This is a genomic window from Epilithonimonas bovis DSM 19482 (assembly GCF_900108115.1).
Classification (GTDB): Bacteria; Bacteroidota; Bacteroidia; order Flavobacteriales; family Weeksellaceae; genus Epilithonimonas; species Epilithonimonas bovis.
Genome location: NZ_FTPU01000012.1, coordinates 41,390 through 58,710, shown reverse-complemented (window position 1 = coordinate 58,710; position 17,321 = coordinate 41,390). Strand labels below are relative to the sequence as shown.

General features: G+C 37.6%; 13 protein-coding genes. 10 read left to right on the top strand and 3 right to left on the bottom strand.

Annotation, left to right across the window (positions count from 1 at the left end):
- Positions 1 to 12: 12 nt before the first annotated feature.
- Positions 13 to 684 (bottom strand): 16S rRNA (cytidine(1402)-2'-O)-methyltransferase, encoded by a 672-nt coding sequence (gene rsmI / locus B0B05_RS06865; RefSeq protein ID WP_076782923.1) that lies wholly within the window; start codon positions 682 to 684, stop codon positions 13 to 15.
- Positions 685 to 1,803 (bottom strand): hypothetical protein, encoded by a 1,119-nt coding sequence (locus B0B05_RS06860; RefSeq protein WP_076782922.1) that lies wholly within the window; start codon positions 1,801 to 1,803, stop codon positions 685 to 687. It lies immediately after the preceding gene.
- 236 nt (positions 1,804 to 2,039) lie between these two features.
- On the opposite strand from B0B05_RS06860, the gene B0B05_RS06855 reads away from it, so the two are divergent.
- From B0B05_RS06855 to B0B05_RS06830, 6 genes are all read left to right on the top strand, one after another.
- Entirely contained in the window at positions 2,040 to 2,639 is a 600-nt protein-coding gene (locus tag B0B05_RS06855; RefSeq protein WP_076782921.1) for a thymidine kinase, read from the top strand.
- Between the two features lie 14 nt (positions 2,640 to 2,653).
- The gene (locus B0B05_RS06850; protein ID WP_076782920.1) at positions 2,654 to 5,098 is read left to right on the top strand and encodes a bifunctional UDP-N-acetylmuramoyl-tripeptide:D-alanyl-D-alanine ligase/alanine racemase; all 2,445 of its coding nucleotides are present in this window, start codon (positions 2,654 to 2,656) and stop codon (positions 5,096 to 5,098) included.
- A 1-nt stretch (position 5,099) separates the two neighbouring features.
- Positions 5,100 to 7,256: a patatin-like phospholipase family protein gene (locus B0B05_RS06845; protein ID WP_076782919.1), complete on the top strand. Its 2,157-nt coding sequence runs from the start codon at positions 5,100 to 5,102 to the stop codon at positions 7,254 to 7,256.
- Between the two features lie 4 nt (positions 7,257 to 7,260).
- Complete coding sequence (gene ybeY / locus B0B05_RS06840) at positions 7,261 to 7,683, top strand: rRNA maturation RNase YbeY (RefSeq protein WP_076782918.1); 423 nt, start codon at positions 7,261 to 7,263, stop codon at positions 7,681 to 7,683.
- A 53-nt stretch (positions 7,684 to 7,736) separates the two neighbouring features.
- Entirely contained in the window at positions 7,737 to 9,599 is a 1,863-nt protein-coding gene (mnmG, locus tag B0B05_RS06835; RefSeq protein ID WP_076782917.1) for a tRNA uridine-5-carboxymethylaminomethyl(34) synthesis enzyme MnmG, read from the top strand.
- 83 nt (positions 9,600 to 9,682) lie between these two features.
- A complete protein-coding gene (locus B0B05_RS06830) occupies positions 9,683 to 10,504 on the top strand; it encodes a class I SAM-dependent methyltransferase (protein WP_076782916.1) in 822 nt (273 codons plus the stop codon).
- Positions 10,505 to 10,723: 219 nt separating this feature from the next.
- Here B0B05_RS06830 and B0B05_RS06825 read toward each other — a convergent pair whose 3' ends face one another.
- On the bottom strand, positions 10,724 to 11,914 hold the full coding sequence (locus B0B05_RS06825) for a phosphoglycerate kinase (RefSeq protein ID WP_076782915.1): 1,191 nt from the start codon (positions 11,912 to 11,914) through the stop codon (positions 10,724 to 10,726).
- Positions 11,915 to 12,583: 669 nt separating this feature from the next.
- On the opposite strand from B0B05_RS06825, the gene rpiB reads away from it, so the two are divergent.
- From rpiB to B0B05_RS06805, 4 genes are all read left to right on the top strand, one after another.
- Positions 12,584 to 13,015 carry a ribose 5-phosphate isomerase B gene (gene rpiB / locus B0B05_RS06820; RefSeq protein WP_076782914.1) on the top strand — a complete coding sequence of 144 codons (432 nt, stop codon included), beginning with the start codon at positions 12,584 to 12,586 and terminating at the stop codon, positions 13,013 to 13,015.
- Positions 13,016 to 13,245: 230 nt separating this feature from the next.
- A complete protein-coding gene (rnr, locus tag B0B05_RS06815) occupies positions 13,246 to 15,396 on the top strand; it encodes a ribonuclease R (protein ID WP_076782913.1) in 2,151 nt (716 codons plus the stop codon).
- Positions 15,397 to 15,470: 74 nt separating this feature from the next.
- Complete coding sequence (locus B0B05_RS06810; protein ID WP_076782912.1) at positions 15,471 to 16,148, top strand: LysE family translocator; 678 nt, start codon at positions 15,471 to 15,473, stop codon at positions 16,146 to 16,148.
- A gap of 229 nt (positions 16,149 to 16,377) precedes the next feature.
- A complete protein-coding gene (locus B0B05_RS06805) occupies positions 16,378 to 17,307 on the top strand; it encodes a S66 peptidase family protein (protein ID WP_076782911.1) in 930 nt (309 codons plus the stop codon).
- Positions 17,308 to 17,321 lie beyond the last annotated feature (14 nt).

Here is a 17,321-nt window from a genome sequence, read left to right as displayed (position 1 = left end):
TTTAAAATTAAATTAAGAATTATTCACCACCAAGACAATCTCCCCTTTTAAAGTTTTGCTTTTGGAAAAATCAATTAACTCACTGATAGTCCCGCGTTTGGTTTCCTCAAATTTTTTGGAAATCTCGCGGCTTAGGCTAATCTTTGTTTCCTCACCAAAGAATTCTTTGATCTGCTCCAGCGTGGTGTTGATCTTGTGCGGACTCTCGTAAAGGATGATTGTTTTTTTCTCCTCTGCCAATTGCTTAAGTTTGGTCTGTCTTCCCTTTTTCTGAGGAAGAAATCCGGCAAAATAAAAATCGTGGTTAGGTAATCCGGAAACTACCAAAGCCGGCACAAACGCTGTTGCACCAGGCAGACAAATCATTTCCAGATTTTTATCTGCACAGGCTTTCGCCAACAAATAACCCGGATCCGAAATGCCCGGCGTTCCGGCATCGGTGATTATGGCAATATTCTGCCCATTCTCCAGGTCCTGAACGACTTTATCTGTGGCCTGATGCTCATTATGCAAATGGTAAGAGCGCAAAGGTTTAGAAATCTCGTAATGTTTGAGTAAGATTCCTGAAGTTCGGGTATCTTCACATAAGATATAATCCACTTCTTTCAGCACCTTCACGGCGCGGAAAGTCATATCTTCCAAATTACCAACCGGTGTTGGAACAAAATACAGAATACCACTCATCTACAAGAACCTGTTTTCTACCAAAGTCCAAAGTCTCTGGGCATAATTATCCACTTTCTTCCAATCTTTTGCATAATAGATGTCACTTAAAAATTCTTGTGCATCAGCTACTGAGGTAAATGCGTTTAACCTGTTCACCACTTCATTCAGCTCACTTTGGCTACCATCAAAAAGATATTGCGAAAATGCAATCCTGTCATTAAGATCAAGTTTGAACTCAGGCCTTGGTTTTGGCGCTTCCATATAATCCGTAGGAACGTTGTTCTTCAGCAGGCTTCCTGATTGAGGCTCAGCCTTAGGTTTTTCTTCGCTGTCAAAAAGTTCATCATCAAACAGAGATTTTGCAATCTTCAACCCTTTGATATGTGCCAGACGGAACTTTTTCTCCTGCTGATCTTCCGTTTCTGAAAGTGAGCTATCCTCTTTTGCAGGCTTTTCCTCTGAGTGCTCAGCAGACTGGCTCATCGCCTTTTTCCTGTTTTCTTCCAGTTCCCGCAGTTTCTGTTCTTTTTCTGCAATGCTGGTTTCATAGTCTTTTGTGATAACCTCATGCACTGGCTCATCCTTCTCCATGGCAAAAGAAAATTGGCTGTCCTGCATTGGCTCTAATTTTTCTGAGCCATGTTCCAATGGATTATCTTGTGCCGTTTCCGTTGCTGAGATAATTTCCATTTGATCAGGATCAGAATCATTGTCAGAGAAATCTTGAGAATCTGGGGTTACAGCTTCATTTTCAACAGTGGGTATTGCTTCCTGCTCATCAATTTCTGAGAAAGAGCTGACCTCTTCTACTTCTTTTACATTGGCAAAAATATCTTCTGACACAGTATCCTCAACAATAATCTCAGCCAGCTTATCAGCCTCATCATATTGATGGACTTCAACAATATCAGAATTGATATTTACTTCCTGGTTGTCAATATCATATGCGCTAATTTCGGCGCTTGGCAACAGACCTTTTTCCTTAGCAATTTTGAGATAAGAAAATCTCTGATACATATTATTGATCAGATCTTCCTGCGCCAGGAATTGCTCAGGCGTGTCACAAGCCGATAATTCTGATAAAATATTTTTGATGTCAACAAAAATATTTTCGCTTACATCTTGCAGATTTTGCATAATAAATCTTATTAATTTTTACTTAAATTTGATGCTTATAAAATTAAGAACAATTTTGCTCTCAAAAAGCTTTACAACGATTATTTTTATATCAATTTTTTAATTATACATTCCGTCATTTGATCGTAAAACCACATCTTTTTCCGGTAGCCAGCAGACTGTTCTCTTAATTAGAGGAAAATAACTGACAGAAAATGTATCGTTAGAATTATTAAACCTATTTTTTTGCTAAAATAATGTTTTTAGAAAATACAATTAATCATTCCAAGCAAAGCGGATGGATGGAGGTGATCTGCGGATCTATGTTTTCGGGTAAGACAGAAGAGCTTATCCGCAGGTTGAGACGTGCCGAGATGGCCGGACAAAACGTAGAAATCTTTAAACCAAAAGTGGATACGCGCTATTCTGATGACGATGTGGTTTCTCATAACCAGACCAAAATAAGGAGTACTGCTGTTGAGAGCCCTTCCGAAATTCTTTTGCTGGGATCGGACTGCGATGTGGTGGCTATCGATGAGGCACAGTTTTTTGATGACAGTATTGTAGATGTTGCTAATCAGTTGGCCAACAATGGTGTCAGGGTTATTATTGCAGGGTTGGATATGGATTTTTTAGGCCGTCCATTTGGACCGATGCCTAACCTGATGGCAACGGCAGAATATGTTACCAAAGTACACGCTATTTGCAAAAGGACTGGCAACCTGGCCAACTACTCTATGCGGACTTCTGCAGGAAAAGAGTTGGTGGAATTAGGCGAAACCGAAGCTTACGATGCGGTGAGCCGACGGGTTTTTGTAGATGAAGTCCTTAATAAAAACAATAAATCAATAAGTTAATTTATTATCATTCAATGAATTACGCAGCTAAAGAAATTGCACAAATTACCAACTCAAGAATTGTTGGTAACGGAGAGGTCAAAATCAGGAATATTGCTTTTGACAGCAGAACGATTTACTCTACAAAAAATACAGCATTTCTCGCAATAAGTACCAAAAAAAACTCCGGCCAGAAGTATATTGATAACGCTATAGAAAAAGGAATTACAACCATCATTACGGAACATCAAATTGATAATACTTCTGTCACTCAAATTATTACAGAAAATTCTGTTGAGTTTTTGCAGACGCTTGCCAAATATCATTTTGAGCATTCTGATATTAATTCGATAGGAATAACAGGCAGTAACGGAAAAACAATCCTGAAGGAATGGCTCTACCAATGTCTATCCAATGAGTTTGTTACGGTTAAGAGCCCAAAAAGTTTTAATTCCCAAATTGGTTTGCCTTTATCCCTTTTACAGATTGATAAAAAGCATGAATTGGGCATCTTTGAAGTAGGGATTTCCAAACCCGGCGAGATGGATAAACAGGAAGATGTGTTCCATCCCAGGATCGGCCTGCTTACGCATATTGGTTCTGCCCACGCGGCCAATTTTCAGTCGGAAGAACAGCTAATTGACGAAAAACTGAAGCTTTTTAAACATTCAGAAGTTGTTTTTTACAATGGAGATAATCTATTGACAGGCAATCAGATTAATAAGCTCTATTCAAGTAAAAAATTAATCTCTTACGGTTTATCTGATATTAATGATATCCGGATAATTTCTGATATCAGCGACCGTAAGCAGGACATCAGAATCAAGTATTTTGATGAAGAATTTTCTCTTCCAATTTATCAAAGGGACGAAGCCACACTCACTAATGCTCTCGCACTAATTGGGATTTTAAAAGAGTTGATGTTCTCGAACGATCAGATCAAAGAAAAAATCGATGCCCTGCGTGCTGTAGAAATGCGCCTGGAAAGTATAGAAGGTGTAAGAAACAATCTGATTATCAACGATTCTTATAACCTGGATCTCGATTCGTTAAAAATCGCTTTTCAATTCATTGCTGAATATAACAAACCAAAAAAATCGCTGATTCTTACAGACTTTATCGATTCCAGCCATAATGCAAAGGAACTTTATACAGAAGTTGCGGATTTGGTTAATGAGCAGAAGTTTGATAAAATTTTTCTGATTGGTGATAACATCAGTGCCTTCCAGGATCTCTTTGATGCAGAAACTATAACTTTTACTACAACAGACCAGTTTATCGAAAGTAATGCTGTAGATATCCTCGAAAACCAGATTATTTTGCTGAAAGGCGCCAGAAAATTTGAAGTAGAAAAAATCAAGGAACTGCTTGAGCTCAGAAAGCATGATACTGTTCTTGAAATTAACCTGAATGCCATCTTGCATAATATTAATTTCCATAAATCGCTGCTTAAACCGGAAACCAAAATGATGGCCATGGTAAAAGCGAATGCTTACGGTCTGGGAAGTTATGAGATTTCCGAGTTTCTACAATTACATCATATCGATTATTTGGGAGTAGCATTTGCTGATGAAGGCGTAGAATTGAGAAAAAAAGGCATTACAACACCCATCATTGTTATGAATCCGGAACAGCACAGTTATGACAGCATTATTGAGTACAAACTGGAGCCCGAGATCTACAGCATTAGAGTATTGGAACTGTTCAATGAACAATTGATCCGATCAGGCAATCAGCAGAAATACCCTATTCATATCAAATTAGAAACAGGGATGCACCGTCTTGGTTTTAAAGATTTTGAACTGGATGAATTAATTGATCAATTGAATACGATGAATGTAAAAGTTCAGAGTATTTTCAGTCATTTATCATCTGCAGATATGCCGGAAGAAAAGGATTATACCATGCAGCAACTCCATGTTTATGATAAGAATTCAAGCTATCTTATCAGTAAACTCGGCTACAAACCGATACGACATATCCTCAACTCTTCCGGCATAACTAATTACACTGATTATCAATATGATATGGTAAGAATTGGTATCGGTATGATTGGCGAAAATCCCGACAGGCATATAAAAGCACAACTGCAGAATTCGGTAAGTTTCAAGACTGTTATTTCTCAAATATCAGAAGTAAAAGCCGGCGAATCTGTAGGATACAGCAGACGGTACAAGCCTGACCACAACGTTAAGATTGCGACGATCCCGGTTGGTTATGCTGACGGTATCCCTCGTTCTATCGGGAATATGGTAGGAAAAGTGGGAATAGATGACCAATTGTGCCCAATTGTTGGCAGCATTTGTATGGATATGATGATGATTGACGTTAATAATACCCATGCAAAAGAAGGCGATCCTGTGAATGTTTTCAATGAAAAACCTACCTTAGAAGAATTTGCAAAATATTGTAATACAATAGTATATGAAGTGCTGACGTCAATATCTCCCAGAGTTAAAAGAATCTACATAAAAAACTAATATGACCAAAAATCTTCTTTTCGCCTTCAGTTTTTTACTTTCCCTAACCGTTTTTGGACAGGTTAAGCAAAATCTCGTGATACCGAAAAACCCCAAGATAGGCTTGTCTTTGTCCGGTGGAGGTGCCAAAGGATTTACCCATGTTGGTGTTTTGAAGGTTTTGGATTCGTTAGGTGTAAAAGTAGATTATATATCAGGAACCAGCATGGGTGCTATTGTAGGCGGCTTGTATGCGGCCGGTTATACAGGCAAGGATATAGAAAAGATTGTGATGGAAACTGATTTTTACTCGCTAATCACCGATCCCAAAACACGCCAAGAGACTTCTTTTTTTAATAAAAATGTAGATAAGTATCTTTTTACAGTTCCGCTAAAAGATGGCAGGATAACGCTGCCCTCCTCCATTAGTACCGGCCAACGGAATGTGTATCTGCTAAAAGAACTGTTGAAAAATGTCTCTAATATTGATGATTTTTCCAAACTTCCAATCCCATTTTTGTGTGTTGCCACCAATTTGGAAAGCGGGCATATGCAGATTTTTGAAAAAGGTGACCTCGTTTCTTCGATAATGGCCAGTTCTGCTTTCCCGTCGCTGCTGGAGCCTGTAAAAATTGGAGACAGTATCTATGTAGACGGTGCCATGACAGTCAACTACCCGTCCAAACCGTTAAAGGATAAAGGTATAGACATCGTTATTGGTGTAGATCTCAATCAGCCCTTAGCCAACCGCAATAATCTCAACAGCGTCATTGCCATCATGAATCAGATTATTGATTTTGGAATTAAAAAAGAAACAATCAATCAATACCGATATACCGATATCAATATAAAACCTAACCTTACCGGTATGACAGCCACCAGCTATGATAATAAGCGAAGTATCCTGGACAGTGGCTATGTGGAAGCAGCAAAATATGCTGATATTCTTAAAGAATTACCCAAAAGAAAGTTTGAACGATTGAGGTCTGCCATCAACCCCATCTACTCTAATGTTTACAAAATCGACAGTCTTGTAGTTGAAAATGGTAAAATCTACGGATCTAATTACATCCGCGGAAAGATGGGCTTGATGTTACCTTCTATGCAAACTTATGGCAGCGTTAACAAGATGATTGATAAATTATATGCAACCAATAATTATAAATTCATCAATTACGATATTGTACAGGATCACAACAGCTATTATCTGAAGCTTTATGTTACCGAAGATGACACCCGGCATTTTCTAAAATTTGGACTGCATTATGATGAGATCTTCAAAACAGGATTATTACTTAACTACTCCGCAAAAAGGCTACTTTTCCGGAACTCTAATTTATCACTGGATGTAGTAATTGGTGACTCTCCACGGTATTATTTTAATTATTTTATTGATAACGGCTATATCCCCGGATTTGGTCTTTATTCTTCCGGGATGACCTTAGATATAAAAAATACGGATAACAACATTACAGAGTCCTGGAAATGGCTCAGGAACGAAGCATTTATACAATCTGTGTGGAAAGAAAAATTTGCTATAGGTGGTGGATTGAGTCATGATTATTTTGAAAGCGATAAAAATGGTACAGATGTACATGTAGATAAATTCCTGAATCCTTACGTTTTTGTAAAAAGCGATAACCAAGATGATAAATATTTTCCTACAAAAGGTTTTTATCTGAATGCTGAAGGTAAAATTATAGATCCTTTTAATGCAGATTTGGATAAAAAACCTGTGTTAGTAAAAGCTGACATCCGTATGAACTTCTATGTATCCAAGCTTTTCACATACCGCCTTAATCTGTATGGTGGTATCACAATCGGTGACATTTCCCCTACGTTTTACCAATACAGGATCGGAGGGATTTTTGAGCAACCACTCGGCAATTTCAAAAGTTTTATGGGTTATCAGTTCGGATCACTGAATGATAATAATGTCTTCTTAGCTTCCAATGATTTTCAGTTTAGATTTAACAAAAACTATTTTATAACGGGTAATTTCAGCATAGCCAATCTTTTCAGCTCAATAAAATTTGAAGATGCTGTCGGCCTTAATTACAGTTCACTTGGCATTACCGCAGGTTACAAATCCCCTTTTGGGCAGATAAAACTTAACTTCAGTCATTCACTTAACAAACATAAAGGCATTTTCAGTGTTGTTTTAGGACACTGGTTTTAATAAGATGATTAATTACTTTTTCGAAAATATAGACACACGGAACATCCATCCTGACATTACAGCCTGGTTAGAAAATCTCATTATTACTGAGGATAAAAAACCCGGTGATATCAGTTATATTTTTTGCGATGATGACTATTTATTAAAAGTTAATCAGGATTACTTGGATCACGATTACTATACAGATGTTATCACATTTGATTATGTAAAGGGCAAAACAATCTCGGGAGATATTTTCGTATCTTTGCCGCGCATTTTAGAAAATGCTGATTTGCTTTCTCAGGATTTTGAGAGAGAATTCAGGCGGGTTCTGGCCCATGGTGTACTTCACCTGTGCGGATACAAAGATAAATCCGAGGCAGATGCAAGAGAAATGCGTGAGAAGGAAGAATTCTATTTAGCAAAATTCTCCGATTTTCAGATGTAATATACAATCTATGGCAAATGTTCCACGTGGAACATTTGTGAAATTTTAAGAAAATGATTTCAGAAATATACGACGTAATTGTAGTTGGTGCAGGGCATGCAGGTTGCGAAGCTGCCGCTGCCGCTGCCAACTTAGGCTCTAAAACGCTCCTTGTTACAATGAATATGCAAACCATCGGTCAAATGAGCTGTAATCCGGCTATGGGTGGTATTGCGAAAGGGCAAATTGTAAGAGAAATCGACGCTATGGGCGGTTACTCTGGTATTGTGGCAGATAAATCCGCAATTCAATTCAAAATGCTCAATCTTTCCAAAGGGCCTGCAATGTGGTCTCCGAGAACACAAAATGACAGGATGCTGTTTGCGGAAGAATGGCGCTTGGCCTTAGAAAATACACCAAACCTTGACTTTTTCCAGGATATGGTAAAGAGCCTTATTGTAGAAAACAATAAAGTCGTTGGTGTTATAACATCCTTAGGCATCAAAATCAAATCAAAATCTGTAGTACTTACCAACGGTACTTTTCTTAATGGCCTGATTCACGTAGGTGACAAGCAATTAGGTGGCGGGAGAATGGGTGAACCCAGAGCTTTTGGCATTACAGAACAATTGGTTTCACTAGGCTTTGAAGCCGGAAGGATGAAGACAGGAACACCACCCCGCGTAGACGGAAGAAGCCTTGATTATTCCAAAATGGAAGAGCAAAAAGGTGATGAAAATCCGCAGAAATTCAGTTACTTAGATACTCCAAAATTAAACAAACAATTAAGCTGCCAGATTGTTTACACCAATGAAACGGTTCACGATATCCTGCGTTCTGGTTTTGACAGAAGCCCTATGTTCAATGGCACAATACAAAGTACAGGGCCAAGATATTGTCCTAGTATAGAAGATAAAATCAACCGATTTGCAGAGAGAAATAGACATCAGTTATTCGTAGAACCGGAAGGATGGAGAACTGTAGAGATCTATGTCAACGGTTTCAGTTCTTCCCTTCCAGAAGACATCCAAATCAAGGCAATGAAACATATCCCAGGTTTTGAAAACGTAAAGGTATTCCGCCCTGGCTATGCCATAGAATACGATTACTTCCCTCCTACCCAACTGAACCATACCTTAGAGACAAAACTGGTTGAAAACCTCTATTTTGCGGGTCAAATCAACGGGACAACCGGCTACGAAGAAGCAGCAGGACAAGGTTTAATTGCCGGAATTAATGCACATAACAAAGTGCACGATAAGGGGGAATTCATCCTCAATCGTGATGAAGCTTATATCGGGGTTTTAATCGATGACTTAATAACAAAAGGTACCGAAGAACCCTACAGGATGTTCACTTCCAGAGCAGAATACAGACTGCTTTTACGACAGGATAATGCCGATATCAGATTAACAGAAAAATCTTATCATCTGGGTTTAGCAAAAGAAGACAGACTCAGAAAAGTTGAAGAAAAAATAGCCAAAAGCGAACAGTTAGAAATGTATCTTAAGGAGACTTCACTTAAACCTGGAAGTATCAATCCAATTCTAGAATCAATCGACTCCTCTCCTGTTGATCAGGCTTACAGAGCTGCTCAAATCTTAACAAGGCCTAATATGACCCTGGAAAAATTAGAAGCGATAGAAACTATAAAAGAAATCACTTCTGTATATGATAATGAAGTAAGAGAACAGGCAGAAATCAATATCAAATACAAAGGTTATATAGAGAAAGAAAAGGAAAATGTTGCTAAACTCAACAGATTAGAAACCATCAGAATTCCTGAAGATTTTGATTACACAAAAATATCTTCCCTTTCCACAGAAGCTAAGCAAAAAATGACTAAAATACAACCAAAAACCATTGCTCAGGCAGGTAGAATCAGTGGTGTTTCACCCGCAGATATCAATGTATTACTGGTTTATTTAGGAAGATAATCATTAATGTTCCACGTGGAACATATCAAGTACAATGTGAAAATTATGGAGAACATTGTGCATAATAATGTACACAATACCTTATGAAAATTAAAGACCATTTTCTAACTCAGGAGATATTTGAAATAAAAGAAACAGAAACAAAAGGAGTTTTCAAAACGGATCCGGTTCCTTCTAATCTTTCCAAATATTATGAGAGTGAAAATTATATTTCGCACCACCAAGATTCGGGGAGTTTAAAAGAAAAAATTTATAAATTCTTACAGTCTTTTAATCTTCAATACAAAAAAAATATTCTTGTTGACAGAGTTAAAAAAGGTGCTAATGTTTTGGATTATGGTTGCGGTGCAGGAGAATTTGTAAAATATATAGAAAACGATTTTCATACTTTTGGGTTTGAACCTAATTTTGATGCCAGAAATGCAGCAATCAAAAAGACAGAAAAAACTAAAATTGTTGATGATATTAAATCAATTGAAAATGGAAGTTTGGATGCAATCACGCTTTGGCATGTTTTTGAACATATCGAAAACCAAACAGAAATGCTCACAATTTTTCATGATAAATTAAAAGAAAAAGGATTGCTGATTATTGCAGTTCCTAATCCAACATCACACGATGCAAAACATTACAAAGAATTTTGGGCTGCATATGATGTACCAAGACACATCTGGCATTTTTCAAAAAACGGCATGGAAAACCTGATTTCAAAAAATCCAGATTGGAAATTAAGAAAAATCAAACCTCTCCTACTCGACTCCTTCTATATCTCAATGCTGAGTGAAAAATATAAAAAATCACCTCTTTTTTGGTTAAAAGCAGTCATTCACGGATCGATTTCTAACATAAAAGCTCTTTTTAACTCCGAATTTTCCAGTTTGATATACATTATCGAAAAAAAATAGAAAATCGATTTTTGACCTATTTATGAAAGCCGATTTTTATGCATTTTGTGCAAAATTTGTTAATAAACTCAAAATTTATAAATATTAGGGATTTTCAAAAGTTTCAAATACAATCGCTGAGAATCGCTTAGAAAAAATATTTTTATAATCAGCCAAGTATAGGCAAAATAAAAACCGACAAGATTTGTCGGTTTTTATTATTTATCAGAAAATTAATTCTTATTTATTAATTGCAGCAACGCCCGGAAGTTCTAATCCTTCCAGACTTTCCAGCATTGCGCCTCCTCCGGTAGAGACATAGCTCACTTTATCAGAATAACCAAACTGCTTTACAAATGCAACACTGTCGCCACCTCCAACAAGTGAGAAAGCTCCTAACTTCGTAGCTTCTGCAATGCTGTCGCCCAAGGCCTTAGTCCCGGCAGCAAAATTTGGCATTTCGAAAACGCCGATTGGGCCATTCCACAATATAGTTTTAGAATTCAGCAACACATCGTTGAAGATTTCTCTAGACTTAGGGCCAGCGTCCAAACCTTGCCATTCTTCCGGAATTTCGGTAATATCAGCAATTTTGCGCTCTGCTTCATTATTAAAATCATCAGCAATCACTACATCTGTCGGTAAATAAACTTCCACCTTATGCTCTTTTGCTTTTTCAAGAATCTCCAGCGCAAGCGTTAGCTTATCGTCTTCTACTATAGATTTTCCGATTTTACCGCCAAGTGCTTTAATAAAAGTAAATGACATTCCGCCACCAATAATCAGGTTATCGATTGCCGGAAGAATATTTTCTATAATCGTAATTTTTGTAGAAACCTTAGAACCACCAAGTATTGCTGTAACTGGTTTTTCACCAGATTTTAGAACTTTATCAATGGCGATTAATTCCTTCTCCATCAGTAAACCGAAAAATTTAGTAGAAGGAAAAAACTGGGCAATTACGGCTGTGGACGCATGAGCTCTGTGTGCGGTCCCAAAAGCATCATTCACGTAGGCATCGCCTAATTTGGCTAACTGTTTAGCAAAATTCTCATCACCCTTCTCTTCTTCTGGATGAAAACGAAGATTCTCCAACAACAAAATTTCTCCGGGTTTGAGTTCTCTAGCCGCTTCTTCAGCCTTCTCTCCTACACAATCATCTACAAACTTGACATCCTGCCCCAGAACCTTGGAAACTTCACCCAGAATATGCTTAAGGGAAAACTTATCACTTACTTCACCTTTTGGTCTTCCCAGGTGGGTCATAAGAATTACAGAGCCGCCATCTTTTAAGATTTTATCTACAGTAGGTTTCACCGCGGTGATTCTTGTGTTATCTGTAACATTGAGATTCTCGTCCTGAGGCACGTTGAAGTCTACCCTTACAAGAGCTTTTTTGTTTTTAAAGTCGAAATCCTTTATTGTTTTCATTCAAATATTATTTTAAAATTGACAAGAGACAGCTTTTTATTCTGCTTACATTGTTTCACAAATTTAAACTTAATTCCCGCCTTTCAAAAATTTTATTCTCAAAAAAAATCCACAAACTTATTTTACAATCATAAACATCTTTTTTTCTTTTAATTAAAAAAATAAGATTGTAGTATATTGTTGTAGAGGCTAGTTTGCGGAAAAAAAGAAAGATAATATTTTACCACATCAATTGGATAATAACTGTTAGGTTGCTAACAGTATTAAGTTATTGTAAATTAAATATTTATCAATGTTATCAACAAATGTGTATAAATTATATTCCTTACTAATATTTAAAACATTGATGCGGATAAAACCGTAGAATGTGCGATAAAAGTTTTTCGAAATTTCTGTTAAATCCAATTAGAAAAAAGTGCATTACAAAATTTAGAGGTTTCCTAAAAGCTTTATTTCGCCAAAGTTATCCACAGGTTTTCTAACACTATTTAACAATATATTGTCAATCTTTAACAGATGAATAAAAAATTTTAGGTGAGAGATTTTGATATTATTGATTGATAGTGAGTTATTATAATTTATCTGCTTTAATTATATTACAATATAATGTGTCCGTTTATAAAATATGTGTTAATTTTATGCTGAAATAAATAAATAAAAAAAGATAAAATGCTAAAGATTGCAATTGCCGCGGATCATGCCGGTTACGAATACAAAGAAATCTTAAAAAAACACCTGGAAAAACAATACGAAATAAAGGATTTTGGCACCTACTCTACCGATTCCGTAGATTATCCTGATTTTGTACATCCGGCTGCCAGTTCTGTAGAAAACGGCGAAAATGAATTCGGAATCCTCATTTGCGGCAGTGGCGAAGGTGTTTCTATCACGGCCAACAAACATCAGAAAATAAGATGTGCATTGTGTTGGATGCCGGAGATTGCTGCTTTGGCAAGACAACACAACGATGCTAATATGATTGCTTTGCCTGCTAGGTTTATTGCAAAAGAACTGGCAATTGAGATCGTTGAGCAATTTCTTACCACCAGTTTTGAAGGCGGAAGACATCAGAACAGAGTTGACAAAATAGCCTTTTGCTAGATAAAAAGAACTTACAATTTGTAAGTTCTTTTTATTTGAAATTAGGTGAAAATTTGAGCTTATTAATAAAATTGTATCTTTGCACCGCATTTCACAGAGAAAGTTCTTTCTCAGGAAACCAAAAATTAACCGAAGGTTTCCACAACTCCCCTATTTATTTTATCTTTATTCAAATTTAACATTTTACAGAAGTTGTTTTCACTGAGATGCAACATTAACAAAGAATTTATATGAAAAACAATAAACATACAAGTCATAAAAACGAACAGAAACTTCTGGATCTCGGGAGAAAAATTCTTCGTTTTATGAATGAGAAAACATCCAAGATCTATAATTATAAACAGATTGCAGATGGTATAGACTATAAAAACCCAAGGCAGAGAGAGCTTGTAATACAGGCGCTTCACAGGCTGTTGGCCAATCAGAAAATCAAAGAAACAGAAAAAGGCAAATATATTATCAATCTTAATATAGAAGGAACATTAACCGGTATTATCGATTTTAATCAGTCTGGTAATGCTTACGTGGATGTAGAAGGTATTGATGATGATATTTTTGTGCATCAGAAAAATGTAAAGGATGCTCTGCAGGGCGATAAAGTGTTGTTGGTAACCTATAATTTTAAAGGAAAAAAACTGGAAGGTTCTGTGGTTGAAGTCCTGGAACGCGCAAAAGACACTTTTGTTGGGATTTTCCAGAAAATCGAACATAAAGATTTCGGCTTTGTCGTTTTTGATAAAAAGTCAATGAACACCGATATGTTTATTTCGAAAAACCATTTCAATAATGCCCAGGACGGGGATAAAGTCATTGTTAAAATGAAAGAATGGCGGCCGGGGAGCAAGAATCCGGAAGGTGAAATTATCGAAGTCCTTGGAGCACCGGGCGAGCACGAAACCGAGATCCATTCTATCCTTGCCGAATATGGCTTGCCATACAGTTTCCCTCCGGAAGTAGAACACGATGCGGATAAGATAGACAGAAGTATTCATGCGGACGAAGTGGCAAAACGCTGGGATATGCGTGATATATGCACCTTCACGATTGATCCAAAAGATGCCAAAGATTTTGATGATGCTTTATCTATCCAACAGTTGGAAAACGGACACTGGCAGATTGGCGTTCACATTGCGGATGTATCGCATTACGTAAAACCGGGAACAATCCTGGATGATGAAGCTTATGCAAGGGCAACTTCGGTTTATCTTGTAGATAGAGTGGTTCCTATGTTGCCCGAAGTTTTAAGTAATGATGTCTGCTCTTTGCGACCAAACGAGGATAAACTCACATTTTCTGCCGTTTTTGAGCTGGATGATAATGCTAAGATCCATAAACAGTGGTTTGGCAGGACAGTGATCCATTCAGACAGGAGATTCAGTTACGAAGAAGCACAGGAAAGGATAGAAACCAAAGAAGGTGACCTGACCCGCGAAATTCTTCAGCTGGATCAATTGGCAAAGATTCTTCGGTCAGAGCGGATCAGAAATGGTGCGATAACCTTTGACAGGAGCGAAGTAAGATTTAATCTTGATGAAGATCATAATCCAATTGGCGTTTATTTTAAAGTCAGCAAAGATTCTAACCATTTGATAGAAGAATTTATGCTCCTCGCCAACAAAAAAGTGTCAGAATTTGTATCTCTTAACAAGAGAAAAGAACCTACCGGCAATACCTTTATCTATCGGATCCATGATGATCCGGATCCTGCTAAATTAAAGTCACTTCAGGAATTTGTGCATACATTCGGATATAAAATGGACTTGGCCAACAGCAAAAAAGTCGCCGAATCTCTTAATCAGTTATTGACTGATGTCAAAGGGAAAGGCGAAGAGAATATGATCGAGACCCTGGCTATGCGCAGTATGAGTAAAGCCATTTATTCTACTGACCCTATCGGGCATTATGGGCTTGGATTTGATTACTATTCCCACTTTACATCACCTATACGCCGCTACCCGGATTTGATTGCCCACCGATTATTACAACACTATCTGGATGGTGGCAAGTCGCCAAACAGAGAAGAAGTAGAAGAGAAGGCCAAACACTGTTCTGCGATGGAACGCCTGGCTGCAGATGCTGAGCGGGATTCGATCAAGTTTATGCAGGTGAAGTTTATGGAGAAACATATTGGCGAGTTTTTTACTGGTGTCATCTCCGGTGTTGCAGAATATGGTTTTTGGGTTGAGATTCCTGAGAATGGGGCAGAAGGCATGATTAAGCTTCGCGATCTGGTAGATGATTCTTATAATCTGGATGCAAAAAATTATGCTATTGTTGGGGCAAAAACCGGCAGAACGTTCCAGCTGGGAGATGAGGTCAAAATCAAGGTCGTAAAAGCTAATCTTATCGCAAAACAGTTGGATTTTAGGATTGTTGACTAGTATAATTCTCTCATGTTAAAAGGAAAATGTACTTTTGCCTTTCTCAAACATTATACTTTTTACAAAAAACAATAATGCTCGAACTTATTTTATACGCTGTCGGTCTGGGAATTATGCTAAGCCTGGTCTTTATAGGCCCCATATTTTTCCTGCTGATAGAAACCAGTTTTTCCCGCGGACCGCGCCATGCCATTGCTTTGGACTTGGGCGTGGTTTCTGCTGATATTCTCTGCATTGTCGTCAGCTATTATGCCAGTGCCGATCTTGTAAGCCTGATCGATAAACATCCCGGTTTCTATAAGATTTCGGCTTTCCTGATTTTTATTTATGCACTTTATATGCTGATTTCCAAGACCAAAATGCATATGGACGGCGAAGAAAGGTTAATCAATCAAAACTATTTCAAGACTTACCTCAATGGTTTTTTGCTCAACCTGCTTAATATTGGTGTAGTCCTGTTTTGGCTGGTAACAGTCGTTTCTGTAAGGAATGCGTACCCGCTGCCACAGGATTTTGTTTTATACATAGGCATTGTGATTGGCACCTATCTGTTAATAGATCTTTCAAAGATTCTTTTGGCAAAACAGTTTCATGACAAACTCAACCAGAGAGTAGCCAATAAAATAAGAACAGGTGTGGGTTGCATACTCGTTCTTTTCAGCATATTTATCTTCCTGCAAAGCTTCAAAAAGTTTAACAGTTTCGAGGAAAAGCTGGAAAGAGCCGAAAAACAACAACCAAAGATCAAGTAAGATTTGGGCGCCTTTATCCGCCTGTAATTTATCCTGAGCTTGTCAAAGGGTTCCCGCTTTGTCAGTCTGAGGCTCTTGAAGAGTCCACTCAAACCTAACGGAGTGGTTCATCGATTCAAATTAAATAAACAATAAGTTGAGATAAGTCGGGGCGCAGCTTCAGGGTAAAATAGTTTCTTTAATAAGAAAAATCTTTGCGAACTTTGCATTGCGACATAATCAAACACAGATGCAAAATATGACTTTCCCCAATTCACTTAAAAGTGGCGACAAAATAGCCATTATCTCGCCGGCTGGCTCTGTGGTAGCCGCGCAATTGGAAACAACTTTAGAATTAATCAAAGAAAAAGGGTATGAGCCTGTATTAGGCGATAATTTGTACGCTAATTATCAGAACGGGTATTCTTACGCCGGAACAGAGAAACAACGCCTGGATGATCTTAATTGGGCCCTAAATGATAAAGATATTGCTGCAATCTGGACCTCAAGAGGCGGATATGGCTGTCAGCAATTGCTTCAGCACATCGATCTTAATCAATTTAAAAAGCAGCCCAAATGGCTGATTGGTTATTCTGACGTGACAGTTTTACAAAGTTTTCTCTTTAAAAAAGGTTTTGCGTCTATCCATGGGCAAAGTGTAAAAACCTCAAGCCTGGGCGTATCGGAAAAGAGCTACGAATTGATTTTCGATATTTTAAAGGGCAAACAGCTCAATTATGAAATTGCATCGGATAAGAACAATAGAGTAGGAGAGGCTTTCGGCGTTTTGGTAGGAGGTAATTTGGCACTTTTGTATGCACTTTTAGGAACGCCTTATTCATTTGATTTTAAAGATACAATTCTTTTTATAGAAGAAATTGGGGAGAATTTTTACGCTTTGGACAGGATGCTGATGAGCCTTGAGTTGGCTGGTGTTTTCAAAAAAATAAAGGGACTGATAGTCGGTGGAATGACCAATATGGGTAAAGAAGCTGACAATAAGGCTTACGAAGAGCCTTACGATCCATTTGCCTATCAACTGATTACGGAACGTGTTGCCCAATATAATTTTCCTACAGTTTTCGCCTTTCCAAACGGGCACATTTATGATAACAGACCTTTGATTATTGGCGCAGAAGTTAAAATCAAAGTTTCTGATAAGGTGGAAATCAAGTTTTAAATCATTAACCAATA

Excerpts from the sequence above, each read along its gene's own strand:
- rsmI (WP_076782923.1), bottom strand. The coding sequence starts at position 684 with ATGAGTGGTATTCTGTATTTTGTTCCAACACCGGTTGGTAATTTGGAA.
- B0B05_RS06860 (WP_076782922.1), bottom strand. The coding sequence starts at position 1,803 with ATGCAAAATCTGCAAGATGTAAGCGAAAATATTTTTGTTGACATCAAA.
- B0B05_RS06855 (WP_076782921.1), top strand. The coding sequence starts at position 2,040 with ATGTTTTTAGAAAATACAATTAATCATTCCAAGCAAAGCGGATGGATG.
- B0B05_RS06850 (WP_076782920.1), top strand. The coding sequence starts at position 2,654 with ATGAATTACGCAGCTAAAGAAATTGCACAAATTACCAACTCAAGAATT.
- B0B05_RS06845 (WP_076782919.1), top strand. The coding sequence starts at position 5,100 with ATGACCAAAAATCTTCTTTTCGCCTTCAGTTTTTTACTTTCCCTAACC.
- ybeY (WP_076782918.1), top strand. The coding sequence starts at position 7,261 with ATGATTAATTACTTTTTCGAAAATATAGACACACGGAACATCCATCCT.
- mnmG (WP_076782917.1), top strand. The coding sequence starts at position 7,737 with ATGATTTCAGAAATATACGACGTAATTGTAGTTGGTGCAGGGCATGCA.
- B0B05_RS06830 (WP_076782916.1), top strand. The coding sequence starts at position 9,683 with ATGAAAATTAAAGACCATTTTCTAACTCAGGAGATATTTGAAATAAAA.
- B0B05_RS06825 (WP_076782915.1), bottom strand. The coding sequence starts at position 11,914 with ATGAAAACAATAAAGGATTTCGACTTTAAAAACAAAAAAGCTCTTGTA.
- rpiB (WP_076782914.1), top strand. The coding sequence starts at position 12,584 with ATGCTAAAGATTGCAATTGCCGCGGATCATGCCGGTTACGAATACAAA.
- rnr (WP_076782913.1), top strand. The coding sequence starts at position 13,246 with ATGAAAAACAATAAACATACAAGTCATAAAAACGAACAGAAACTTCTG.
- B0B05_RS06810 (WP_076782912.1), top strand. The coding sequence starts at position 15,471 with ATGCTCGAACTTATTTTATACGCTGTCGGTCTGGGAATTATGCTAAGC.
- B0B05_RS06805 (WP_076782911.1), top strand. The coding sequence starts at position 16,378 with ATGCAAAATATGACTTTCCCCAATTCACTTAAAAGTGGCGACAAAATA.